Annotated in this window: 20 protein-coding genes; 14 read left to right on the forward strand and 6 right to left on the reverse strand. The window is 55.1% G+C overall.

Annotation, left to right across the window (positions count from 1 at the left end; all coding sequences use genetic code 11):
• Positions 1–74 precede the first annotated feature (74 nt).
• Entirely contained in the window at positions 75–1,226 is a 1,152-nt protein-coding gene (gene rlmG / locus ACT3RR_RS17050; RefSeq protein ID WP_496200806.1) for a 23S rRNA (guanine(1835)-N(2))-methyltransferase RlmG, read from the reverse strand.
• A 138-nt stretch (positions 1,227–1,364) separates the two neighbouring features.
• Here rlmG and ACT3RR_RS17055 point away from each other — a divergent pair, with 138 nt between their 5' ends.
• From ACT3RR_RS17055 to ACT3RR_RS17085, 7 genes are all read left to right on the forward strand, one after another.
• Positions 1,365–1,871, forward strand: coding sequence for a M48 metallopeptidase family protein (locus tag ACT3RR_RS17055; protein WP_485902066.1), 507 nt, complete (start codon positions 1,365–1,367; stop codon positions 1,869–1,871).
• Positions 1,872–1,983: 112 nt separating this feature from the next.
• Entirely contained in the window at positions 1,984–2,976 is a 993-nt protein-coding gene (locus tag ACT3RR_RS17060; RefSeq protein ID WP_486031515.1) for a Gfo/Idh/MocA family protein, read from the forward strand.
• A gap of 23 nt (positions 2,977–2,999) precedes the next feature.
• Positions 3,000–3,746, forward strand: coding sequence for a glutamine amidotransferase (locus tag ACT3RR_RS17065; RefSeq protein WP_496200807.1), 747 nt, complete (start codon positions 3,000–3,002; stop codon positions 3,744–3,746).
• Positions 3,747–4,115: 369 nt separating this feature from the next.
• Positions 4,116–5,087, forward strand: coding sequence for a TerC family protein (locus tag ACT3RR_RS17070; protein WP_353500714.1), 972 nt, complete (start codon positions 4,116–4,118; stop codon positions 5,085–5,087).
• A gap of 125 nt (positions 5,088–5,212) precedes the next feature.
• Positions 5,213–6,424, forward strand: coding sequence for a serine/threonine transporter SstT (gene sstT / locus ACT3RR_RS17075; protein WP_496200808.1), 1,212 nt, complete (start codon positions 5,213–5,215; stop codon positions 6,422–6,424).
• A gap of 94 nt (positions 6,425–6,518) precedes the next feature.
• Positions 6,519–6,770, forward strand: coding sequence for a YoeB-YefM toxin-antitoxin system antitoxin YefM (gene yefM, locus ACT3RR_RS17080; RefSeq protein ID WP_353500712.1), 252 nt, complete (start codon positions 6,519–6,521; stop codon positions 6,768–6,770).
• The gene (locus ACT3RR_RS17085; protein ID WP_353500711.1) at positions 6,767–7,021 is read left to right on the forward strand and encodes a Txe/YoeB family addiction module toxin; all 255 of its coding nucleotides are present in this window, start codon (positions 6,767–6,769) and stop codon (positions 7,019–7,021) included. The genes yefM and ACT3RR_RS17085 overlap by 4 nt, the downstream gene beginning before the upstream one ends.
• A 112-nt stretch (positions 7,022–7,133) precedes the next feature.
• Here ACT3RR_RS17085 and ACT3RR_RS17090 read toward each other — a convergent pair whose 3' ends face one another.
• Positions 7,134–9,527 (reverse strand): beta-N-acetylhexosaminidase, encoded by a 2,394-nt coding sequence (locus tag ACT3RR_RS17090; protein WP_496200809.1) that lies wholly within the window; start codon positions 9,525–9,527, stop codon positions 7,134–7,136.
• A gap of 131 nt (positions 9,528–9,658) precedes the next feature.
• Positions 9,659–12,373: a magnesium-translocating P-type ATPase gene (gene mgtA, locus ACT3RR_RS17095; protein ID WP_496200810.1), complete on the reverse strand. Its 2,715-nt coding sequence runs from the start codon at positions 12,371–12,373 to the stop codon at positions 9,659–9,661.
• A gap of 437 nt (positions 12,374–12,810) precedes the next feature.
• Between mgtA and treR the strand changes: the two genes are divergently transcribed.
• From treR to treC, 3 genes are all read left to right on the forward strand, one after another.
• Positions 12,811–13,761, forward strand: a complete 951-nt coding sequence (gene treR / locus ACT3RR_RS17100) for a trehalose operon repressor TreR (RefSeq protein WP_496200811.1) — start codon at positions 12,811–12,813, stop codon at positions 13,759–13,761.
• A gap of 185 nt (positions 13,762–13,946) precedes the next feature.
• On the forward strand, positions 13,947–15,365 hold the full coding sequence (gene treB / locus ACT3RR_RS17105; RefSeq protein ID WP_353500707.1) for a PTS trehalose transporter subunit IIBC: 1,419 nt from the start codon (positions 13,947–13,949) through the stop codon (positions 15,363–15,365).
• Positions 15,366–15,398: 33 nt separating this feature from the next.
• Positions 15,399–17,036 carry an alpha,alpha-phosphotrehalase gene (treC, locus tag ACT3RR_RS17110; protein WP_353500706.1) on the forward strand — a complete coding sequence of 546 codons (1,638 nt, stop codon included), beginning with the start codon at positions 15,399–15,401 and terminating at the stop codon, positions 17,034–17,036.
• Positions 17,037–17,060: 24 nt separating this feature from the next.
• Here treC and ACT3RR_RS17115 read toward each other — a convergent pair whose 3' ends face one another.
• Entirely contained in the window at positions 17,061–17,588 is a 528-nt protein-coding gene (locus tag ACT3RR_RS17115) for an NAD(P)H-dependent oxidoreductase (RefSeq protein ID WP_034795356.1), read from the reverse strand.
• Between the two features lie 486 nt (positions 17,589–18,074).
• Here ACT3RR_RS17115 and nrdD point away from each other — a divergent pair, with 486 nt between their 5' ends.
• Entirely contained in the window at positions 18,075–20,210 is a 2,136-nt protein-coding gene (gene nrdD / locus ACT3RR_RS17120) for an anaerobic ribonucleoside-triphosphate reductase (RefSeq protein ID WP_496200843.1), read from the forward strand.
• Positions 20,211–20,214: 4 nt separating this feature from the next.
• Entirely contained in the window at positions 20,215–20,679 is a 465-nt protein-coding gene (gene nrdG / locus ACT3RR_RS17125; protein WP_278877786.1) for an anaerobic ribonucleoside-triphosphate reductase-activating protein, read from the forward strand.
• A gap of 50 nt (positions 20,680–20,729) precedes the next feature.
• Here the strand turns inward: nrdG and ACT3RR_RS17130 are convergent, their stop codons facing one another.
• Both ACT3RR_RS17130 and ACT3RR_RS17135 read right to left on the reverse strand, forming a co-directional pair.
• Entirely contained in the window at positions 20,730–21,044 is a 315-nt protein-coding gene (locus tag ACT3RR_RS17130) for a CcdB family protein (protein ID WP_353500705.1), read from the reverse strand.
• Positions 21,044–21,205 carry a type II toxin-antitoxin system CcdA family antitoxin gene (locus ACT3RR_RS17135; protein ID WP_496200812.1) on the reverse strand — a complete coding sequence of 54 codons (162 nt, stop codon included), beginning with the start codon at positions 21,203–21,205 and terminating at the stop codon, positions 21,044–21,046. Before ACT3RR_RS17135 ends, ACT3RR_RS17130 begins: the two co-directional genes overlap by 1 nt.
• A 290-nt stretch (positions 21,206–21,495) precedes the next feature.
• Between ACT3RR_RS17135 and phnF the strand changes: the two genes are divergently transcribed.
• Positions 21,496–22,221, forward strand: a complete 726-nt coding sequence (gene phnF / locus ACT3RR_RS17140) for a phosphonate metabolism transcriptional regulator PhnF (protein WP_034795434.1) — start codon at positions 21,496–21,498, stop codon at positions 22,219–22,221.
• A complete protein-coding gene (gene phnG, locus ACT3RR_RS17145; RefSeq protein WP_034795348.1) occupies positions 22,222–22,665 on the forward strand; it encodes a phosphonate C-P lyase system protein PhnG in 444 nt (147 codons plus the stop codon).
• The last annotated feature ends 1 nt before the right edge of the window (position 22,666 follow it).

A 22,666-nucleotide genomic window follows, 5' to 3' on the forward strand; every position in this document is an offset into this window, starting at 1 on the left:
AACGTTCTCCTGAAATACCTTCTCAGTGCTTTCATCCTGAAATTCACCAAGAAGGCATTCTAAAAATTAAAAACTTACCCTCTAGCCGCCGACTTCACCGCGCGCAGAATAACGAATTTCTGATTGGTGGCGATGGTGGTGCAGTTGCCGAACAGGCGGCGCAGCTTCTGGTAGTAGTCCAGATGACGGTTACCGACGATGCGCAGCTCGCCGCCGGTTTGCAGGCAGCGCTTGGCGTCGCAGAACATGCGCCACGCGGTGTCATCGCTGATCACCGTGCCCTGGTGGAATGGCGGGTTGCACAGCACGGCGTGCAGGCTTTCGCGCTCAACGCCGGCCAGCATGTTATTCACTTCAAACTGACAGCGGCTGATATCTTCCGGCAGGTTATTTTCGACATTCAGCTTGCTCGACTCCACCGCCATGTATGACTCATCGACAAACAGCATCTCTGCATCTGGATTCAGCGCCAGCGCGGTCATGCCGATCACGCCATTGCCACAGCCTAAATCAGCAATCCGCCCTTCAATGCCTTCCGGCAAATGTTGCATGAAGAAGCGCGCGCCAATATCCAGCCCGGTGCGCGAGAACACGTTGGCATGGTTGGTGATGCGAAATTCGCTGTCATCCAGCGCCCATTCGGTGGTAACAGGCTCGGCGGCTTGCGCAGGCAAAGTCGGCTGGCAGTGAATCAGGCGAGCCTTCTTCCACGCCAGCGTGGTTTTAGTCTGACCAAGAATCTTCTCGAACAGCTGTAGCGTGGAGGTGTGGATGTCACGCGCCTTGGCACCGGCGATAATCTGCGTGTCCGGCGTCACCACTTCGCGCAGGGCAATCAGCTGTTGCTCCAGCAGAGCCAAAGTTTTTGGTATCTTGATAACCACCAGGCCCGGATTAATAGGCAGTGGGACCAGACTGCTTTGCTGGGCGACGCGGCTTTCGTCGAAATGGTTCAAACGCAGGTTATGGCGCGTTGCCAGCTGACTCATGAAGGAGTCGCTGATGCTGGTCGGTTCGAACTGTTGCAGCGCGCAAGCCAGCGTGCCGAAAGCGTCGTTAAAGATCAGGACAGGACGGCCATTGAGCGCGTCGGTGGTCAGGGTTTGCAGCAGATATTCGTCCGCAGCTTCCCATGCCTGCAACTGCGTCGCCGCCTCATCTTGCGGGTAACGTTCCAGTTCCAGTTGCAGCAGTTGATCACCTTGTTCGAGTTCGAATTGGCTCATTGGCCCTCCTCATTATTCAATTTGCGCTGTTTATCCCTTAAATTGGGCTATCAGTAAAATGTTTTTTCAGTTAAAAAGGCTTTATCTGCCGCCTTTGCGGCACTCTTTTTGGATCAATGAGAGCTAAAGCAAACAGTTATGCCTGAATTGACCTATCTACAAGGTTATCCCGAGTCGCTACAGGCTCAGGTACGCCAATTGATTGACCAGCAGCGTCTGGGGCAAGTTTTGCTGTCGCGCTATCCGCAACCGCACGAACTCACCACCGACAAGTCGCTGTATCAGTTTACGCTGGACCTCAAGAATCAATATTTGCGCAGCTCGTCGCCGCTGAGCAAAGTCGCCTATGACAATAAAATTCACGTCATGAAGCACGCGCTCGGCCTGCACACGGCCATTTCGCGGATTCAGGGCGGAAAGTTGAAGGCCAAGGCTGAGATCCGCGTGGCGACGGTATTCAAAACCGCGCCGGAAGCCTTTTTGAGAATGATCGTGGTGCACGAGTTAGCGCACCTTAAAGAGAAAGATCACAATAAGGCATTTTATAGCCTTTGCTGTCATATGGCGCCCGACTACCATCAGCTAGAATTCGACACACGCATGTACCTGACGCATCTGGAGTTATTCGGGAAACTTTATCAGTGATACTGATGGTGCGTGTTTCTCAAAATACACCATACCTACCCAAAATCATTCGGATTGCATCAAGGCAAATAACGCCGAGGCAGTTCGAAGGATGAAGGGGATTGGAGCAACCATGATTCGTTTTGCAGTAATTGGAACTAACTGGATCACCCAGCGCTTCATCGATGCCGCTCATGAGAGTGGCAAAATGAAGCTCACCGCGATCTATTCCCGCACGCTTGAGGGTGCCAAGGCCTTCGGTCACGATTACCCGGTGGAGCACTATTTCGACTCGCTCGACGCCCTCGCCGCCTCGGACGAAATCGACGCGGTGTATATCGCCAGCCCGAACTCCATGCACTGCCAGCAATCCTTGCTGTTCCTGCGCCATAAAAAGCACGTCATTTGCGAAAAGCCACTGTCGTCGAATCTGCAACAGGCCGAAGAGATGATTGCCTGCGCCACCGAAAACAACGTGGTGCTGTTCGAAGCCTTTAAAACCGCCTATCTGCCGAATTTCCTGCATATGAAAGGCGCGCTAAATCGCATTGGTAAGCTGCGCAAAGCTATTTTCAACTACTGCCAATATTCGTCGCGCTACCCGCGTTATCTGGCGGGCGAGAACCCAAACACCTTCAATCCGGCCTTCTCCAATGGGTCGATTATGGACATTGGCTATTACTGTCTGGCGAGCACGGTTTCCCTGTTTGGCGAACCCCTTTCAGTTCAAGCCTCTGCCACTCTGCTGGAAAGCGGCGTCGATGGTCAGGGCACCGTGGTGCTGCAATATGCCGATGATTTCGAGGTGGTGATTAACCATTCGAAAATCGCTGACTCCCATCTTGCCAGTGAGATCCAAGGAGAAGAAGGCACCTTGCAGATGGAGAAAATCTCCGAATGCCAGACACTTAGCCTGACGCCTCGCGGCAGCCAAAAGTTAGATCTCACCCAACCACAGCACATCAACACCATGCTGTATGAGGCTGAAACTTTTGCGCTGCTGGTCGATAACCAGTTCGTAGGCCATCCGGGGCTGGAAGTTTCACGTATTACCGCCAAGCTGCTCACCGAAATCCGCCGCCAGACCGGCGTGGTCTTTCCAGCAGACAACCCAGCAGATAAATAGACGACATGTGAGTGGGAGTTGAGATGAGCGCAGCCAATCTGAAGCCATTGCTGATTTTACAAACCGGCCACGCACCAGGGCCGATTCAGGACGTCCACGGCAATTTCCCGCAGATGTTCCTGCGTCAGGGGGACATCAATCCCCAGCAGCTGCAAATTGTCGATCTGCAGGCAGGCGAACGCCCTCTGCCGCCGGAAAACTACTGCGGCGCCATCATCACCGGCTCGCGCAGCATGGTGACTGAGCATCTGGACTGGAGCGAAGCCGCCGCCGACTGGGTGCGTCTGGCGATGCTGCGAGAGCTGCCGCTGTTTGGCGCTTGCTACGGGCATCAGCTGATGGCCTATGCATTGGGCGGCGAAGTGGATTATCTGGCGCAAGGTATTGAAGTCGGTACTTTGGACATCGAACTCACGCCGAGCGGCCATCTCGACCCGCTGTTGTCGCACCTGCCCGCTCGCTTCGCGGCAAACCTTATACATCTGCAAGCCGTGATCACCCCACCCGCCTGCGCCACGGTGCTGGCGCGCTCCTCCGTCGACCCACACCAGATCCTGCGTTACGGCCCGAACGCCATCAGCACGCAGTTCCATCCTGAATTCTCGGGTTCTGTGATGAAAACCTATCTGGAATGGCTGGACGCGCAGGCGTTTGAGGATAACGTCAACTATGCTGAGAAATTGCAGCAACTCAGTGATACGCCGCTGGCTCAGGGGCTGTTGCTGTCGTTTGTTGCGGCGCTCGGCAAGCGTAATGCGTTGGCAGGCTGAATATTTCATAATGTGTCAGAATGTTTGACTTTAGACACGGGTTGGATTACTTTCTGCCAAGCAAAGGGGAGTAACTTCTTCGTCGGATAATCGTCATTACGGTGTCTGGACCCGCGCTGTCGCAGCGCACGTCTCAGCCACCCGGTTTCCGGGCAATCCAGCTATTTATTTCATTCAAAATATTCATCGAGTGAATAGCATCTATGTGAAGCATTTGAGTAGCAGGTACCCCTGCAGCTCGAAGGATAAAGCATAGTGGGTTGTAAGTGAGACCTTGCCGTCAGGCGAGGTTTGCTTATAGCTCAATAAGAGCGGCTAACGTCTTCTGACGTGGCCGTTTTTTTTTGATGTTTTTTCGAGGATAACAGAATGATGAATTCCGTAGGCAACCCGATGCTCTGGGGCAGTTTTGCCGTCGTCGTGGTTATCATGCTCGCCGTGGATCTGTTCTTACAGGGACGCAAAGGCGCGCAGGTGATGACCATGAAAAGTGCCGCGATGTGGTCGCTGGTGTGGATTGGCCTGTCGCTGCTGTTTAACTACGGCTTCTGGTGGTACCTGAACGGCGAGTTTGGCCGCGAAGTGGCGGACAAACAGGCGCTGATGTTCCTTACCGGCTATCTGCTGGAAAAAGCGCTGGCGGTGGATAACGTCTTCGTCTGGCTGATCCTGTTCAGCTATTTCTCTGTTCCAGCAAACCTTCAGCGCCGCGTGCTGGTCTACGGCGTGCTGGGCGCGATAGTGCTGCGTACCGGGATGATTTTCGCGGGTAGCTGGTTAGTCGGGCAGTTCAGCTGGATCCTCTACGTCTTCGGCGCATTCCTGCTGTTTACCGGCATCAAGATGGCGCTGGCGAAAGAGGATGATGGCGAGATTGGCGAGAAGCCGATGATTCGCTGGCTGCGCAGTAAAATGCGCATGACCGATGAGCTGCACGGCGAGAAGTTCTTCGTGCGTCGCAACGGCCTGCTGTTCGCCACGCCGCTGCTGCTGGTGTTGATTATGGTGGAACTCAGCGACGTGATTTTCGCGGTAGACAGTATTCCGGCTATCTTTGCCGTGACCACTGACCCGTTCATTGTGCTGACCTCCAACCTGTTTGCCATCCTCGGCCTGCGCGCCATGTACTTCTTGCTGGCTGGCGTGGCGGAACGTTTCTCGATGCTGAAATACGGTCTGGCGGTGATTCTGATTTTCATCGGTATCAAGATGCTGCTGCTCGATGTGTTCCATATTCCGGTCGGCGTATCGCTTGGCGTGATCGCGATCATTTTGGTAACGACGCTGCTGATCAATACTTGGGTCAATCATCGAACTGACCGCGCAAAATTAGAAAAATAAGCGGGCATAGCTCGCAATATGAGAAGCCAAAACGGGCACCACGAAGTGCCCGTTATTTTTTAAGCTAGATTCTGCTAGGCCACCTCTCAGGATTGGGAAAGGTGCAACACTACAAGGAAAACAACATGCAAAAACAATCAACACCATCGCTGTTTCAACGTATCCTGCACGCAAGTTTGGTTAAACAAATCCTCTTCGGCCTGCTGGCTGGTATTGCTCTGGCGTGGCTTGCCCCGGCAGCTGCAACCTCCGTCGGGCTGCTCGGCAGTTTGTTCGTCGGCGCATTAAAAGCCGTCGCGCCGCTGCTGGTCTTAGTACTGGTTACCGCCTCAATCATGAACCATCCGCTGGGCCGTAAAACCGTGCTTGGCCCTATCCTGTTTCTCTACCTTTTCGGGACTTTCTCGGCGGCGCTGATCGCCGTGGTGGTCAGTTTTATGTTCCCTTCTACACTGGATCTGAAAATCGCCGATGTCGCCATCACCCCGCCGGGCGGCATTGTCGACGTGCTGAAAGGGCTGATCATGAGCATCGTGTCGAACCCGTTCCGCGCACTGATTGATGCCAACTATATCGGCATTCTTGCTTGGGCCATTGGTCTGGGGCTGGCTATGCGCCACGCGGCTGACACCAGTAAGGCGATGATTAGCGATGTGTCTGAAGCCGTGACGAAAATCGTTCGCGTGGTGATTCGCTTTGCGCCGCTGGGTATCTTTGGCTTGGTGGCAGAAACCCTCGCTACCAGCGGCTTTGGCGCGCTGTATGACTATGCGCACCTGCTGGTGGTGTTGGTGGGCTGTATGCTGCTGGTCGCTCTGGTCTTCAACCCGCTGATTGTATTCGTAAAAACCCGCCGCAATCCTTATCCACTGGTCTTCGCCTGCCTGCGCGAGAGCGGCGTCACCGCCTTCTTCACCCGCAGTTCGGCCGCCAACATTCCGGTGAACATGAACCTGTGCCGCAAAATGGGGTTGGATGAAGACACCTACTCCGTCTCTATTCCTCTTGGCGCAACCATCAACATGGCCGGTGCGGCAATCACTATCACTGTGCTGACGCTGGCGGCGGTCACCACGCTGGGTATTGAAGTGGATATCCTCACCGCGCTGCTGCTCAGCGTGATGGCGGCGGTCTGCGCCTGCGGTGCCTCCGGCGTGGCAGGCGGCTCGCTGCTGCTGATCCCCATGGCCTGTAGCCTGTTTGGCATTCCCAATGACATCGCCATGCAGGTAGTCGCCGTCGGCTTTATCATCGGCATCATTCAGGACTCGGCAGAAACCGCGCTGAACTCCTCCACCGACGTTATCTTTACTGCGGCGGCATGCCAGAAGGTGTAATCGGCAATTCTTAGAAGCACTTGTACGTCAATTTGTCCAATTGTACAAATTGACGTACAATGAATGCCGTACATACCGATATAGGATATTCACGATGAGAACGGTTAGTTATAGCGAAGCTCGTCAGAATCTCTCAACGACCATGGTGCAGGCGGCAGAGGATCGCGCCCCGATCCTTATCACTCGCCAAAACGGGACGCCTTGCGTACTGATGTCGTTGGAAGAATACGAGTCCTTAGAAGAAACAGCTCACCTGCTACGCTCACCAGCCAACATCAGACATCTCATGGATTCTATTGATGAACTGAGGGCAGGCAAAGGCGTTGAGAGGGAGCTACTTGATTGAAACTTACCTTTTCCAGCCAGTCTTGGGACGACTATCTCTACTGGCAGCAAACGGATAAAAAAATAGTTAAACGGATTAACGAACTCATTAAGGACATACAACGAGAACCCTTTGCAGGAAAAGGTAAACCTGAACCCTTAAAGTACAACCTGACAGGTTTCTGGTCTCGGCGCATTACTGAAGAACATCGTTTAGTCTATGCAGTGACCGAAGATGCGATCATGATCGCAGCCTGTCGCTATCACTACTAAAATCCAAGCCGGAGATTTCCCCTCCGGCTTTTTTCATTCCTCCGATCATTATTTCCGTTGCAACGGGGTTTATAAATCTGTCGCAATCATGGACTCCCAGCCGCATTTTCCCTTACTTCACGCCTTGCAGCAGTCTTTCCAGCGGATAGACCGCCGCGATCACCAACTCATCCTGAATCTGCGCCGCGCCGTCCAACTGGGCCTGCGCCTGCTGGCGCTCTTCTGCCGTGATGCTCTGGCCTTTCTGGATTTTATCCAGCCATTGCAGCCCCAGCTCGGACAGCTTGCCAAGCTGCTCCGCCACCGGCTGTACCGGCTTCAGCACGTAGTTTTGCGCCAGAATAGGCTGAACCTGCGCGGTATTGGCCTGCCACAGCGTCAGTTGATTGCGAATGGCGGCGGCGGCCTGTGCGTCTTTGCCGTCAGCCAGCAAGGCCTTGACCTGATTATCCAGCTCGCGCACCGCGTTGCTCTCCGCAGGGAGCGCGTCCACCAGGCGATTCAGTGGCTCAAACTGGGTGTAGTTTCCAGCCTTAAATTTCAGGTGCTGGCGAGTGTAATACTGCGCTGGCTCGAGGGCCGAGGAGAGGGTCAGCAGCGGCGTGATGTCGCTGCTATTGGCCAGACGGGTCATCAGGCGGGTGGTTTCGGCATGCTGCTGTAGCCCGACCGACACCGCCGACCAGGCATCCACTTTCGCCAAACGCTGATACATGTTGTTGACATCTTTCACATCCTCGGCGGACCACAGGCGTTCGGCAACCACAAAGCCGCGCGGCCACAGCTTCAGATCGAGAATCTGCGAGGTGATATTTTCCTGCCACAGCGCGGCTTCTCCGCCGAGAATGTTTTTCATTGCTTTGGCGTCTGGCACCACTGGCGGCGTGCCCTGCGGCGTTTCGCCAAGCTGGCTGCCGGTGGCCGGATAGCGCGCGTTGCCAATCAGGAAATAGCCGTCGAATTTGCCGTCTTTCAGGGTGAGCGCCGGGCGGGTGTCGCCCATCCACGTGTCTACCGCGAAGCTGACTTTGCCGTCATTCTGCCAAACGATATCGCGCACCGCACGGCGGGTTTTGCCTTTGAAATCAATGAATCCGCGCCAACCCTGCTTGCCTTCAATCAGCGTAAAGCTGCCGTCTACCGCGCTGCCTTTCAGGCGCGGCATGGAGAATGCCCAGCTCTGGGCTTTTTCACCCTCGGCGACGTTTTGCTCCACGCCAAGCGGCTGCGGCAGGATTTCATTGCGATAGTGGTAGGCCGAGCTTTGCGGCTGGTCGAGGTAGAAGCCGGTGGAAAGGATCCCCTGATACCCCTGCTGCGCGCTGGCCCCCAGCGAGTCCGGCCCCTGCCATGACTGGATCACAATGTCGTGCGGCAAGTCGGGGTGGAAAATCTCATCCCAGCCCACCATCTGGCGATGATGCTGATGCAAAATCTCCTGCAAACGCTTGTTGAACGCGGCCTGAAGTGCGTGGCTGTCGGCAATATTATGCTTCTTCATGTAAGCCTGAATCGCCGGAGAATTCACCCACTGGATGTCTTTCACTTCATCTCCGCCAATATGCAAATAAGGGTCGGGGAAGATGGCGGTCAGCTCGCCGACGATGGTGTCGGCAAACTGGTAGACCTGCTCGTTAGACGGGTCGAGCGTCGGCTCATGCACGCCCCACTCGCGTTGCATCTGGTAAGGGCCGGGGGCGCTAATCAGCTCAGGATAGGCGACGGCAATTGCCGAGGCGTGGCCCGGCATATCGATTTCCGGCACCACGCGGATGCCCAGCGAAGTGGCGTAGGCCACCACCTCTTTCATTTCGGCCACGGTGTAAAACTCGCCGTCACTGGCTAACTGTTGCAACTTCGGATAGTGCTCTGAGGCGAAGCGCCAACCCTGATCGTCAGTCAGATGCCAGTGCAAAACGTTCAGCTTGGCGGCGGCCATCCCGTCGAGCTGGCGCTTAATGGTGCTTATCGGCAGGAAGTGCCGCGCGGAGTCCAGCAGCACGCCGCGCCACGCAAAGCGCGGGTTATCGTGAATTTTCACCAATGGCAGGAAAGTGTTTTCGCCGTCGTTTTGCAGCAATTGCAGCAGGGTTTCCATGCCGTGCAGCGCGCCAAATCGGCTGTTGGCGGTAATGGTCGCGCCCTGCGGCGTGACGTCAAGGTCATAGCTTTCGTCGCTGTCGGGCTTCGGCAGGGCGTCTACTTTATGTTTGATCACTACCTGAATTTTGCTCTGCTTGCCGTGAGTCGGCTGCGGCTGGAGCGTCCAGCCTGTCTGCTGTTCAATGCGTTCACGCCAACGCTGGGGGATCGCGCCGAGATTGTCTCCACTCACCGCCACCGACAGACTGTTGTCCACCACCCATTTCCCCGCCTGCGGGGCCACTTCAACCTGCTGCGGCCATGGCATAAGGGGCAAATTCCCGGCGGGAGCGGCCAAGGACGAGGAGCTGACAGCAAGGAGTAACGACGAGGCAAATAAGGAACGACGGAATGGCAATGGCATTGGCAAGATCCCTTAGAGGTAAAGCAGACTGACATAGCCTGCTGAATCGTAAAGGATTAACTATAGCCTTTGTGTAATAAAAAGGCGGTGATTGAGTTAACAATCACCGCCTTAATGTTAACAACTCACCGTTACTGCCAGCCGTAGCGGCGAACGAACCAGCCTTTCACTGTCTGAGTCAGCACCATGTAACCCGCCAGAATCAGGATCAGCCACGGGAAGTAGCTCAGCGGCAGGGCCTGCAATTGCAGGAATCCGGCGGCTGGCGTGTAGATAAGGCCGATGCCGGTAACAATCACCAACAGGGTCATCACGCACAGCGGCCACGAGGCGCGGCTCTGGATAAACGGCACTTTGCGGGTGCGGATCATATGCACAATCAGCGTCTGCGACAGCAAGCCTTCGATAAACCAGCCGGACTGGAACAGGGTCTGCATTTCCGGTGTGTTGGCCTTGAACACCCACCACATCAGGCTGAAGGTTAGAATGTCGAACACTGAACTGATCGGCCCGAAGAAAACCATAAAGCGGCCGATATCTCCGGCGTTCCAGTTCTGCGGCTTGGCGAGCTGCTCTTCGTCCACGTTATCAAACGGGATAGCCACCTGAGACACATCATAAATCAGGTTCTGAATTAACAGGTGCAACGGCAACATTGGCAAGAACGGCAGAAAGGCGCTGGCGACCAGTACGCTGAAGACGTTACCGAAGTTGGAGCTGGCGGTCATCTTGATATATTTCAGCATGTTGGCGAAGGTCCTACGCCCTTCGGTCACGCCCTGCTCGAGCACCATCAGGCTCTTTTCCAGCAAGATGATGTCAGCCGCTTCTTTGGCGATATCCACCGCCGAGTCTACTGAAATACCGATATCCGCCGCGCGCAGCGCCGGAGCATCATTGATGCCGTCACCCATAAAGCCCACCACGTGGCCTTTGTCGCGCAGCACGCGCACGATGCGTTCTTTGTGCATCGGGGTCAGTTTGGCGAACACCGTGGTGCTCTCCGCCGCCGCCAGCAGCTGGGCGTCATCCATGCTTTCGATATCGCTGCCAATCAGGATCTCATCCACTTTCAGCCCGACGTCTTTACAGACTTTACGTGCCACCAGCGGGTTGTCGCCGGTAAGAATTTTCACCGTCACGCCTTTGTTTTTTAAGGCTTTCAGCGCAGGCGCGGTGCTCTCTTTTGGTGGGTCAAGGAAGGCAATGTAACCGGCCAGAATCAGGCTGGATTCATCATTAATGCCGTAACCCTGGGTGCGCGATGGCATCACTTTGTGCGCCACGGCGACCACGCGTAGCCCCTGCTGGTTGAGGTCATCGGTAATGCGGCGAATGCGCGCCAGCAGCACATCGGTCAGCGGCACAATCTCACCGTTGAGCTGCACTAAGGTGCAAATCGACAGCATCTCCTCCAGCGCGCCTTTGCAAATCAGGCGATGGCTGTCGGCATGGTCAGACACCACCACTGACATACGGCGGCGGTCGAAATCAAAGGGGATCTCATCGACTTTCAATGAGTTGAGCGCATTAGCGATATCACCGCGATCCAGCACCGCCACGTCGAGCAGGTTTTTCAGGCCGGTCTGATAGTGGCTGTTGAGCCACGCCAAGTGCAGCACTTCATCACTGGTGACGCCGAGCACGTCGGTGTGACGCTCGAGGACGATTTTATCCTGCGTCAGGGTGCCGGTTTTGTCGGTACACAGAATGTCCATCGCGCCGAAGTTCTGAATGGCGTCCAGACGTTTAACGATAACCTTCTGTTTTGAAAGCTTAACCGCGCCTTTCGCCAGCGTAGACGTGACAATCATCGGCAGCATTTCTGGGGTAAGGCCTACCGCGACGGAGAGCGCAAACAGCGCCGCTTCCCACCAGTCGCCCTTGGTGTAGCCGTTGATCACCAGCACGATAGGGGTCATCACCATCATGAAGCGAATCAGCAGCCAGCTGACTTTGCTGATCCCAGCCTGGAAGGCGTTCGGCTGGGTCTCTTCTTGCGTTACGCGCTCGGCCAGTTGGCCAAACCACGTTTCGCCGCCGGTGGCAATCACAATGGCCATTGCCGTGCCGCTGACCACGTTAGTACCCATGAAGCACAGGGTGTCTTGCTCCAACGGGTCGGTATTGGCGGGCATGCGGCTGTTGGCCTGCTTCTCGACCGGCAGGGACTCCCCGGTCAGCGCGGCTTGGCTGATAAACAGGTCTTTGGCCGACAGAATGCGCAGGTCGGCGGGGATCATGTCTCCGGCGGAAAGCTTAATCAGGTCGCCCGGCACCAGCTGGCTGATAGGCACTTCGCAGGTTTCACTGCGGCCAGTTTCAGCATCGCTACGCAGCACGGTGGCGGTGTTGCTGACCATGGCTTTCAGCGCGTCCGCCGCGCGGTTCGAGCGCGCTTCCTGAATGAAGTGCATCAAGGTGGAGATCAGCACCATCGCGCCAATCACCAAGGCCGCCGTCAGGTCGTCAGTGGCATATGACACCAGCCCCAGCACGGTGAGCAGCAGGTTGAACGGGTTGCGATAGCAGTGCCATAGGTGCTGCCACCAAGGTGCGGGCTGCTGGTCGTCAGTCTGGTTGAAGCCCACGCGCTCGCGGATAGCCTCGACCTCGGGGCCGGTCAGCCCTTCAGGATGACTGCCAAATTGCAGATAGAGCTGATCTTCCGTCGCCCGGGCGCACTTCAGGCTGTGGTTGGCCATGCTAGCAGGGATTTCCTGCGTTTTGCCGCCGTGCACATTTTGTTGCAATGCATCACCCAGCAGGGGATCACGGCGAACCAGACGGCGTGGTAAGTTACGGCTTAGTGCATTGAGCAGCCGTTGAGTAATAGTTTTGAACATCGTTCGACCCTTTGTTGCGCCCAGAATCTAAAATTTAGGCATGGCAAAAGCAAAACCCGCCCCACTGCAACACGCAGGCGTGGCTAGCCCGTGCAGGGGATTGGATAAATTAAAATTGGGGGGACGAACGAAAATCGATCGCCACCGCTTACCTGTACAGCACTTTTTCAAGCGTTAGTGTCACGGTAAGCAGTAGCTAAAAAGCGGATGCTTACCGGATCACAACGGACCTACAGAATTGGGGTCGGGTCCCATTAGGTTTTCATCTCCGGTAAGGAACGTTTAGGAAAAGATACCCGTCCGGTATTACAATTCATCGGCTGAGCAAAACCATCAGCTCATCGGCAAATTGGTATACAGCGGTTATCAAACGCCCGCAGTTTACGCTGGTTAACTGCAACCAAACATAAACCTGATCAATCATTAGCGCTAAAATCATGCAAAATCGCCTGACCATTAATGACATTGCCCGCCTGAGCGGGGTCGGTAAATCTACCGTTTCACGCGTGCTAAACCATGAAGGCAACGTCAGCCCACGCACGCGCGAAAGGGTGCTGGCGGTGATTGAGCAGCATAATTTCAGCCCGTCGAAGTCGGCGCGGGCGATGCGCGGGTTCAGCGATAAGATTGTGGCGATCATCGTGTCGCGCCTTGATTCTCCCTCTGAGAATCAGGCAGTGCGCGCCATGCTGCCGCTATTTTACGAGCAGGGTTACGACCCTATTGTGATGGAAAGCCAGTTCAGCGCCGAACGGGTGCAAGAGCATTTGCAGGTGCTGAAGCAGAGAAATATCGACGGCGTTGTGCTGTTTGGCTTCTCCGGGTTAGAAGCCGCGATGCTGCAAGGCTGGCAGGACAATCTGGTGATGATGGCGCGCGAAATGCCGCAGTTTTCTTCGGTTTGCTATGACGACGCGGGCGCGGTGCGGCTGCTGATGGACACCCTGCTGGAGAAAGGCCATCGGCAGATAAGCTTTATCGGCGTCTCGCCGCAAGATACCACCACCGGCCAACTGCGTTTTGAGGCTTACCAAAGCTACTGTGCGGAACACGGCCTGACGCCGCATATGGCGCTGGGCAAACTGAACTATGAAAGCGGCTTCGAGCTGATTTCTCAAGTCTTGCTCCCTGAGACCGACGCGGTGATTTGCGCCTCCGACACCATTGCGCTCGGTGCACAGAAATACCTGCAACAACAGAACGTTAGCGGCGTTCAGGTGTGCGGTATTGGTAACAACCCCCTGCTCCGCTTCCTCTTCCCTAATACCTTCTCGGTCGAGCTGGGTTATGGCAAAGGTGGCGAATCCGCTGCCCGCCAGCTGCTGGTCCAACTCAGCCAAAAAACTGACTTAAGGCAAATTATTATTCCGGGCCAATTGGCCAGCTGAATACCTCACTTTGAGCCATGCAGAAAAATTGTGATCTACCGCTTAAAACCGGGAACGTTCCCAGACAAGTTCCCATCCCTTTGGCTATGCTAAAGGTCGAAATGTACCCTAACGACAATCACAATATCCCTAGCGTCCTTGGCTCCTCCTTAGCGTCAGGTACAAAGGGAACATAAGGTCAATCCATGAGCAAAGTAAATCAGCAAGCTGTTAATCGGCTAATAGAGCTGGTCGGCGGAAGCGAAAATATCGCCACGGTCACGCACTGTATTACCCGCCTGCGCTTCGTATTAAATAATCCAGAGAAAGCCGATCCGAAAGCCATTGAAGAACTGCCAATGGTCAAAGGGTGTTTCACCAATGCCGGCCAGTTTCAGGTGGTTATTGGTCCTGAAGTTGACGATTACTACAAAGCCCTGATCGCCAGCAGTGGTAAAGATGACACCGGCAAAGAGGCCGCCAAGGTGGCTGCCCGCCAGAACATGAGCTGGGTGGAGCGCGGCATTTCGCACTTCGCTGAGATCTTCTTCCCCCTGCTGCCCGCTCTTATCAGCGGCGGTTTGATTTTAGGTTTCCGCAACGTCATCGGTGATATCCCGATGAGCGGCGGTCAGACATTGGCCCAGATGCACCCGATGTGGAAAACCATCTACGACTTCCTGTGGTTGCTGGGTGAAGCCATCTTCATGTTCCTGCCAGTGGCGGTCTGTTGGTCCACGGTGAAGAAAATGGGTGGCACCGAGATCCTCGGTATCGTGCTGGGTATCACGCTGGTTTCCCCACAGCTGATGAACTCCTACAACCTCGGCCAGCAAATTCCTGAAGTGTGGAACTTCGGCTGGTTCACTATTGAGAAAGTGGGTTATCAGGCGCAGGTCATTCCTTCTATGCTGGCGGGTATGGCATTAGCCATTATCGAAAACGCCCTGAAGAAAATCGTGCCGAACTACCTCTATCTGGTGATCGTGCCAGTGGTGTCGCTGATCCTCGCCGTGTTCCTGGCCCACACCCTGATTGGTCCATTTGGCCGCATGATTGGTGATGGCGTGGCATGGGCGGTGAAAGCAGTGATGACCGGCAGCTTCGCGCCGATTGGCGCCGCCCTGTTTGGCTTCCTCTATGCACCTCTGGTTATCACCGGCGTGCACCAAACTACGTTGGCTATCGACATGCAGATGGTGCAGAGCACCGGCGGCACGCCAGTTTGGCCGCTGATTGCTATCTCCAACATCGCGCAGGCGGCGGCGGTAGTCGGCATCATTATTGCTTCTAAGAAACACAACGAGCGCGAAGTTTCAGTCCCGGCCGCCATCTCCGCCTTCCTCGGCGTAACCGAACCGGCGATGTACGGTATCAACCTGAAATACCGCTTCCCAATGCTCTGCGCGATGATTGGCTCCGCAGTGGCCTCCCTGATTTGTGGCCTGAGCGGCGTCACGGCTAACGGTATCGGCGTTGGCGGCCTGCCGGGCATTCTGTCCATTAAACCGCAGTTCTGGGGCGTATTCGCACTGGCAATGCTGGTCGCTACCGTCATTCCTATCATTCTGACGGTACTGGTTTACAAGCGTAAAGCGCGTAAAGGCGAGCTGGCGATTGTTTAGTAAAAGATGACGCATTAAGAAAAGGATAAGACGATGAGCAGTGAATTGCCGTGGTGGAAAAACGGCGTGATTTACCAGATTTACCCGAAGAGTTTTCAGGACACCACCGGCAACGGCATGGGGGATATCAACGGTATCACCCGCCGTCTGGACTACCTGAAAACCCTCGGCGTTGATGCGCTGTGGATAACGCCAATGTACGTTTCTCCGCAGGTTGATAACGGCTACGACGTAGCCGACTACTGCGCTATCGACCCGGATTACGGTACGCTGGAAGATTTCGAAAATTTAACCACCGAAGCCCATCGCCGCGGGATCCGCATTGTTATGGATATGGTGTTTAACCACTCGTCGACCCATCACGAGTGGTTTAAACAGGCACAAGATCCCGCCAGTCCTTATCGCGATTACTACATCTGGCGCGATGCCGACAGCGCCGGAGGTCCACCAAATAACTGGCGTTCCAAGTTTGGCGGCGGCGCGTGGCAGTGGCACGAGGCGAGCGAGCAGTACTATCTGCATCTGTTCGCCAGCGAGCAGGCGGACCTTAACTGGGAGCACCCGCCGGTACGCGAAGCACTGAAAAAGATCTGCCAATTCTGGGCGGAAAAAGGGGTGGATGGCCTGCGTCTCGACGTGATCAACCTGATTTCCAAGCAGCAGGATTTCCCGTCCGACGACATCGGCGATGGCCGCCGTTTCTACACTGATGGCCCGCGTATTCACGAGTTCCTGCAAGAATTCAGCCGCGACGTCTTCAAGCCGCTGGGCCTGATGACCGTCGGCGAAATGTCGTCAACCAAGCTGGAGCACTGCCGCAAATACGCCGCCAACGATGGCAGCGAGCTGTCGATGACCTTCAACTTCCACCACCTGAAAGTGGACTATCCCAACGGTGAGAAGTGGACCAAGGCCGCGCCAGACTTCGTGCAGCTCAAGCAGATTTTCAATGAGTGGCAGCAAGGGATGCACGGCCACGCGTGGAATGCGCTGTTCTGGTGTAACCACGACCAGCCGCGCATCGTGAGCCGCTTTGGTGAAAACGGTAAGCTGCGCGTGCCTGCCGCCAAGATGCTGGCGATGGTGCTGCACGGCATGCAGGGCACGCCTTACATCTATCAGGGTGAAGAGCTGGGGATGACCAATCCGGGCTACCAGCATCTTGAGCAATACCGCGATGTGGAAAGCCTGAACATGTTTGCTGAGCTGAAGGCCAGTGGCCGAAACGAGGCAGAACTGCTGGAGATTTTGGCCTCGAAATCCCGCGACAATGGCCGGACGCCGATGCAATGGGACGCCTCGGCCAATGCGGGCTTCACCACCGGCACACCGTGGATCACCCCGAGCGAGAATTACACCCACATCAACACCGAGCAGGCGCTGGCGGACACCGATTCGGTGTTTTACACCTATCAGTATCTGATTCGCCTGCGTAAAGAGCTGCCGGTGCTGACGCACGGTGATTATCAAGACCTGCTGCCAGATAACCCACACCTGTGGTGCTATCGTCGTACTTGGCACGGGGAGCAGCTAACGGTGATTGCTAACCTCAGCGGCGAGCAGCAGATCCTCAATATTGATAACCACCAGCAGGCACCTATTTTCAGCAACTATGCTGATGCGCCGGTCGCCAACTGCCTGCGACCGTACGAGTGCCTCTATCTGTTATAAAGCAGTAGCCCAGAGCCAGCGCGATTAAAGCTGGCTCTTCAGCAATGCCAGAGTGCGTTCAACATGATGAGGAACCTGTTCGTCAGTCATGTTGTTCGCGCCTTGGATCAGCAGCGGCTCCAACCAGTCCATACCAGTACGATTAGCCACAGCGTGGAACGGCAACAGCTGGTCTTTGGCAGGATAACGATTGTAACCCTCTGGCGTATAAGCCTTTTCATCACCACCTGTCGAAACAATCACCTGCAAAGTCTTACCCTGCAATGCCGTGCCGTTGGTACCGTAGGCGAAACCGTAGGTTAATACCGCGTCTTCCCACTCTTTCAAAATCGCCGGTGAGCTATACCAGAAAAACGGGAACATCATGACGATGTGCTGGTGGTTTTTCAGCAACTCGTGCTCACGCGCCACGTCGATTTTATAGTCTGGATATTCACGCATTAGTTCGTGCACGGTGATGCCCGGAACCTCGCGCAGCGCGGCAACCTGCGCCTTATTGATACGAGACTGGTCCGGCGTGCGGTGGGCGCTTAACACTAAAATCGATGACATTTTCACTTCCTCAATAGGTAATATGAGAGGCATCGCTCTGCCTGTTGAGGCTATCTTTTCATGTCCGTGCCCTGCCCTGTAGACCCTCAGCGGTCAATTCAGTTTAAACCTAAAGTATCAAGCAAGCCGACACCGCATTTTCTCTTATTGCAGGCAATTTGCAGGGAAATGTGACCTCGATAACTGCTTTAAAAGGAAGCAATTTTTACGCCATTTAACAGGCCGTTTTGGCCGTTTGCTCATTCTATAAACTTATGCGGGGAATCTTTGTTTTAGGTCAAGGGAAGGCGTATTTCAAGAATACAGAAATTCTTTATAGACTATATATTGTGGGCCGATTAAGAAAAACAACCCAACATATAGCGTTATGCACTATTCTCTGCTGTTAAGGCTCCAGGCCTTGAGCAGTGCGGCATTGCGCTTAAAAGGAGTTAAATTGTGAAGGCTGACCTGTTGAAATCTGATCCCGTCAATACCCCCCACCAACTGCCGATCGTCATCAAACGGGACGGGTGCAAAGTGCCTTTCGATAGCAGCCTGATTTATCAAGCTGTCAGCCGCGCGGCGAGTGCGGCCAGGATCGATAACGCAGAGTATTGCCAACAGGTCGCCCGAGTGGTGAGTGAGGCGCTGCTGTATAAATCGCAGGTGGATATCAATGAGATCCAAGACGCGGTGGAAAACCAGCTGATGTCCGGCCCCTACAAAAAACTCGCCCGCGCCTATATTGAATATCGCCATGACCGCGATGTGACGCGCGAGCTGCGCGGCAGGCTGAATCAGGAGATTCGCGGGCTGGTCGAGCAAAGCAACGTGGCGCTGCTCAACGAGAATGCCAATAAAGACAGCAAAGTCATTCCCACCCAGCGCGACCTGCTGGCGGGCATTGTCGCCAAGCACTATGCCAAACAGCATATTTTGCCGCGTGACGTGGTTCTGGCTCACGAGCGCGGTGAAATTCACTATCACGACCTCGACTATTCTCCCTTCTTCCCAATGTTTAACTGCATGCTGATTGACCTAAAAGGCATGTTGACCAAGGGTTTCAAAATGGGCAATGCGGAAATTGACACTCCTAAGTCAATTTCCACCGCAACGGCGGTCACGGCACAGATTATCGCTCAGGTCGCCAGCCATATTTATGGCGGCACGACCATCAATCGCATCGATGAGATCCTCGCCCCCTTTGTGACCGAGAGTTTCAACAAACATAAAGCCGTGGCCCAAGAGTGGCAGGTGGCAGACTGTGAAGCCTTCGCCCGCAGCCGCACTGAGAAAGAGTGTTACGACGCCTTCCAGTCGCTGGAATATGAGGTGAATACACTGCACACCGCCAACGGCCAAACGCCCTTTGTCACCTTTGGCTTCGGGCTGGGTACCTCTTGGGAATCGCGCCTGATTCAGCAGTCAATCCTGCGTAATCGCATTGCCGGTCTGGGTAAAAACCGCAAAACCGCCGTGTTCCCCAAACTGGTGTTTGCTATCCGCGACGGCCTTAACCGCCAGCCCGCCGATGCCAATTACGACATCAAGCAATTGGCGCTCGAGTGCGCCAGCAAGCGCATGTACCCGGACATTCTCAACTACGAGCAGGTGGTTAAAGTCACCGGCTCGTTCAAAACGCCAATGGGCTGCCGCAGCTTCCTCGGTGTCTATGAAGAGAACGGCGAGATGCAGCACGACGGGCGTAACAATATTGGCGTGATCAGCCTGAACCTGCCGCGCATCGCTCTTGAAGCGGGCCGCGACGAAACGGCCTTCTGGGCATTGCTCGACCAAAGACTGCTGCTGGCGAAAAAGGCCTTAATGACGCGCATTGCACGGCTGGACGGCATCAAAGCCCGCGTCGCGCCAATCCTCTATATGGAAGGGGCCTGCGGCGTTCGGCTGAAAGCGGACGACGACATCGCGCCCATCTTCAAAAATGGCCGCGCATCAATCTCGCTGGGTTATATCGGGGTGCATGAAACCATCAACGCGCTGTATGGCAACCAGACCCACGTTTTCGACGCCGTTCAGCTGCGCGAGAAGGCCATCGCCATCGTCAATCGCCTGAAAGAAGCCACCGAGGCGTGGAAAGAGGAAACCGGCTACGGTTTTAGCCTCTACAGTACGCCGAGCGAAAACCTGTGCGATCGCTTCTGCCGTTTGGACGCCGCCGAGTTCGGCCTGATCCCCGGCGTCACCGACAAGAGCTACTACACCAACAGCTTCCATCTCGATGTAGAGAAGAAGGTGAACCCTTATCAGAAGCTGGACTTTGAAGCGCCCTATCCGCCACTGAGCAACGGCGGTTTCATCTGCTATGGCGAATACCCGAACCTGCAACATAACCTGAAAGCGCTGGAAGATGTCTGGGACTATAGCTACTCGCGGGTGCCTTATTACGGTACCAACACGCCAATTGACGAGTGCTACGAATGCCACTTCACCGGCGAGTTCGACTGCACCAGCAAAGGCTTCACCTGCCCGAAATGTGGCAATCACGAGCCGTCACGCGTCTCGGTCACTCGCAGGGTTTGTGGCTATCTCGGCAGCCCCGACGCTCGCCCGTTCAACGCCGGTAAGCAGGAAGAGGTGAAACGCCGCGTCAAGCATTTAGGCAATGGGCAATTGGGCTAACGCTTTGAACTTCCATCAATATTACAGTGTGGACGTCGTCAACGGGCCGGGAACGCGCTGCGTGCTGTTCGTCTCCGGCTGCGTCCATGAATGTCGCGGGTGCTACAACAAAAGCACCTGGCGGCTGGACTCGGGCAAACCCTTCACCCAACAAGATGAAGATAAGATTATTGCCGACCTGCAAGACGAATTGATCCCGCGCCAAGGGCTGACGCTGTCCGGCGGCGACCCTTTGCATCCACAAAATTTGTCGGCAGTTCGCCATCTGCTAGAACGTGTTCAGGCCGAATGCCCCGGCAAAAACGTCTGGATGTGGACCGGCTACAAGCTTGATGAATTAACCGCCGACCAGCAGCAGGTGGTCGAGTTAATCAACGTGTTGGTAGACGGCAAATTTGTGCAAGAGCTGAAAGACCCCGCGCTTATCTGGCGCGGCAGCTCAAATCAGGTGATTCATTACTTGAGGTGAAGTGGTGAGGTAAATGAAGAGAGAGGAATCTCACTCCTCTCTCTTATTATTCAAATACCATTCAGTAGAAAATCAAAGGCATTTTTGACGTCGTAAATTTCTCCATCAAGCCTACTGACCCGCTCCCCAACCTCACACGAGTGTACGCCACCCAGCATGTGTGTCATGGCAACATAGGATTGATGTTCCACTCGTAGCAGTGGGCACAGCTTTTTGGGCGGAAAAGCAGCTAACTTAACCAGCGGAACTAAAGGAACCATCACGGTAGGGCTAATGCCCTCAACCAGAGGGTGCTGTATGTTCAGCAGAAAAGGATAAGCGGCCTTTCCTCCACCTTTATTCTCATAAACAGCGTACTGCTCCATCAAAAAGCCCGCAGGTAATCAGAGAAAGCGCCATTCTCTTCGGCATATCGTTTGACTGCCTCAAGACCTTGCTGATTTTCGCGCAACCAAATTTCGGCGGCGGTTTCGGGTAATACCGGCTTTCCGGCAGGCTGAAAATCCATATTATTTGCTTCAGACATACATATTCCTTATGTGAGAGAGACTTACCTTTTCCTATTGCTCATTGAGTGTAATTTGAACACTCCTGCCCCGTAAACTCCCCTCTCACTTTCCTGCGAGCTGTCTTCCACTATTCATTTATCTGCAACCCGCCATTCACCAAATTGTCACTTAGCTCGGCCATTCTGATGCCAACACCGAAACGAGGTTGGCACTATGAAAGCGTATTCCCCTCTCTTCATCGCTTCCCCGCCAGCTCAACTTTTTAGGTTTTGTCTGCTCGTTAAGACCGTGCGAGGTTTTCATTATGATGAACTTATCTAGACATCCGACCAGTTACCCCACGCGATATCAGCAAATTGCTGCCGAACTCGAACTCGAACTGCGCAACGGCTATCGCTGTGGCGACTATCTTCCTCCTGAGCAACAACTGGCCGACCGTTTTCAAGTCAATCGCCACACCCTGCGCCGCGCGGTGGATGAGCTGGTCGAGCGCGGCTGGCTGCAACGCCGTCAGGGGATTGGCACCCTGGTGCTGATGCGCCCTTACGATTACCCGCTGCACTCGCAGGCCCGTTTTAGTCAGAACCTGCTGGAGCAAGGCAGTCACCCCACCAGCGAAAGATTGTTAGCCGTGCTGCGACCTTGCACAGACCACGTCGCGACGGCCCTTTCGCGGCAAGAGGGCGACACGGTGATCCACCTGCGCACGCTGCGACGGGTGAACGGGGTGCCGGTCAGCGTTATCGACCACTACCTGCCGGATCTCGACTGGTGGCCTTCTCTGCAAAATTTCCACAATGGTTCACTGCACGACTTTATCCGTACTGAAATCAAACAGACTCTGACCCGCCGCACTACCCGCATTAACGCCCGCCGCGCACTGGCGAAAGAAAGCAAATTACTCGAAATCGTCCCGCAGGCCCCGCTGCTGTGCGTGCGAACTCTCAACACCTGTGACGGCAGTGGCAACGTGGCGGAATACTCCGTCGGGCTGACCCGCGCCGACATGATTGAATTGACAATGGAGCACTGAATGCACGCCCTCGAAAATCGCCAGCGCTGGATGTCAGTGCTGGCACACAGCCAGCCCGCCGAACTTCTGGCGCTGTGGCAACCGCTGAACCTCTCGCCAAAATTTGAACGCCTGCGCGCCGCTGAAACCGGCTTGACCCAATTGCAAGGCCGCATGGGTGGCACCGGCAAACGCTTTGTGATGGGTGATATGACCGTCACTCGCGCCGTGGTGCAGCTCGACTCCGGCGTTTATGGCTACAGCTATGTCGCCGGTCGCGACAAAGCCCATGCCGAACTGTGCGCCATTATCGACGCGCTTTTACAGGTCAACGGCATGGATGAGCTGTTGCACAAATCCCTGATCGCCCCGCTGGCCGCTACCCAACAAGAGCGCCGCGAACAGCGCGCCCGGGAAGTGGCAGCCAGCCGCGTCGACTTCTTCACCCTGGTTCGCGGAGAGTAAT

Origin of the sequence: Ewingella sp. AOP8-B2-18, assembly GCF_052376015.1 — a bacterium.
Lineage (GTDB): Bacteria > Pseudomonadota > Gammaproteobacteria > Enterobacterales > Enterobacteriaceae > Ewingella > Ewingella allii.

Bases quoted from the DNA above. Each gene is read 5' to 3' on its own strand.
- phnG (WP_034795348.1), top strand. From the start codon at position 22,222: ATGCACGCCCTCGAAAATCGCCAGCGCTGGATGTCAGTGCTGGCACAC.
- ACT3RR_RS17060 (WP_486031515.1), top strand. From the start codon at position 1,984: ATGATTCGTTTTGCAGTAATTGGAACTAACTGGATCACCCAGCGCTTC.
- ACT3RR_RS17065 (WP_496200807.1), top strand. From the start codon at position 3,000: ATGAGCGCAGCCAATCTGAAGCCATTGCTGATTTTACAAACCGGCCAC.
- sstT (WP_496200808.1), top strand. From the start codon at position 5,213: ATGCAAAAACAATCAACACCATCGCTGTTTCAACGTATCCTGCACGCA.
- ACT3RR_RS17055 (WP_485902066.1), top strand. From the start codon at position 1,365: ATGCCTGAATTGACCTATCTACAAGGTTATCCCGAGTCGCTACAGGCT.
- ACT3RR_RS17135 (WP_496200812.1), bottom strand. From the start codon at position 21,205: ATGTCTGAAGCAAATAATATGGATTTTCAGCCTGCCGGAAAGCCGGTA.
- ACT3RR_RS17090 (WP_496200809.1), bottom strand. From the start codon at position 9,527: ATGCCATTGCCATTCCGTCGTTCCTTATTTGCCTCGTCGTTACTCCTT.
- ACT3RR_RS17115 (WP_034795356.1), bottom strand. From the start codon at position 17,588: ATGTCATCGATTTTAGTGTTAAGCGCCCACCGCACGCCGGACCAGTCT.
- treC (WP_353500706.1), top strand. From the start codon at position 15,399: ATGAGCAGTGAATTGCCGTGGTGGAAAAACGGCGTGATTTACCAGATT.
- ACT3RR_RS17130 (WP_353500705.1), bottom strand. From the start codon at position 21,044: ATGGAGCAGTACGCTGTTTATGAGAATAAAGGTGGAGGAAAGGCCGCT.
- phnF (WP_034795434.1), top strand. From the start codon at position 21,496: ATGAACTTATCTAGACATCCGACCAGTTACCCCACGCGATATCAGCAA.
- yefM (WP_353500712.1), top strand. From the start codon at position 6,519: ATGAGAACGGTTAGTTATAGCGAAGCTCGTCAGAATCTCTCAACGACC.
- rlmG (WP_496200806.1), bottom strand. From the start codon at position 1,226: ATGAGCCAATTCGAACTCGAACAAGGTGATCAACTGCTGCAACTGGAA.
- treB (WP_353500707.1), top strand. From the start codon at position 13,947: ATGAGCAAAGTAAATCAGCAAGCTGTTAATCGGCTAATAGAGCTGGTC.
- ACT3RR_RS17070 (WP_353500714.1), top strand. From the start codon at position 4,116: ATGATGAATTCCGTAGGCAACCCGATGCTCTGGGGCAGTTTTGCCGTC.
- mgtA (WP_496200810.1), bottom strand. From the start codon at position 12,373: ATGTTCAAAACTATTACTCAACGGCTGCTCAATGCACTAAGCCGTAAC.
- treR (WP_496200811.1), top strand. From the start codon at position 12,811: ATGCAAAATCGCCTGACCATTAATGACATTGCCCGCCTGAGCGGGGTC.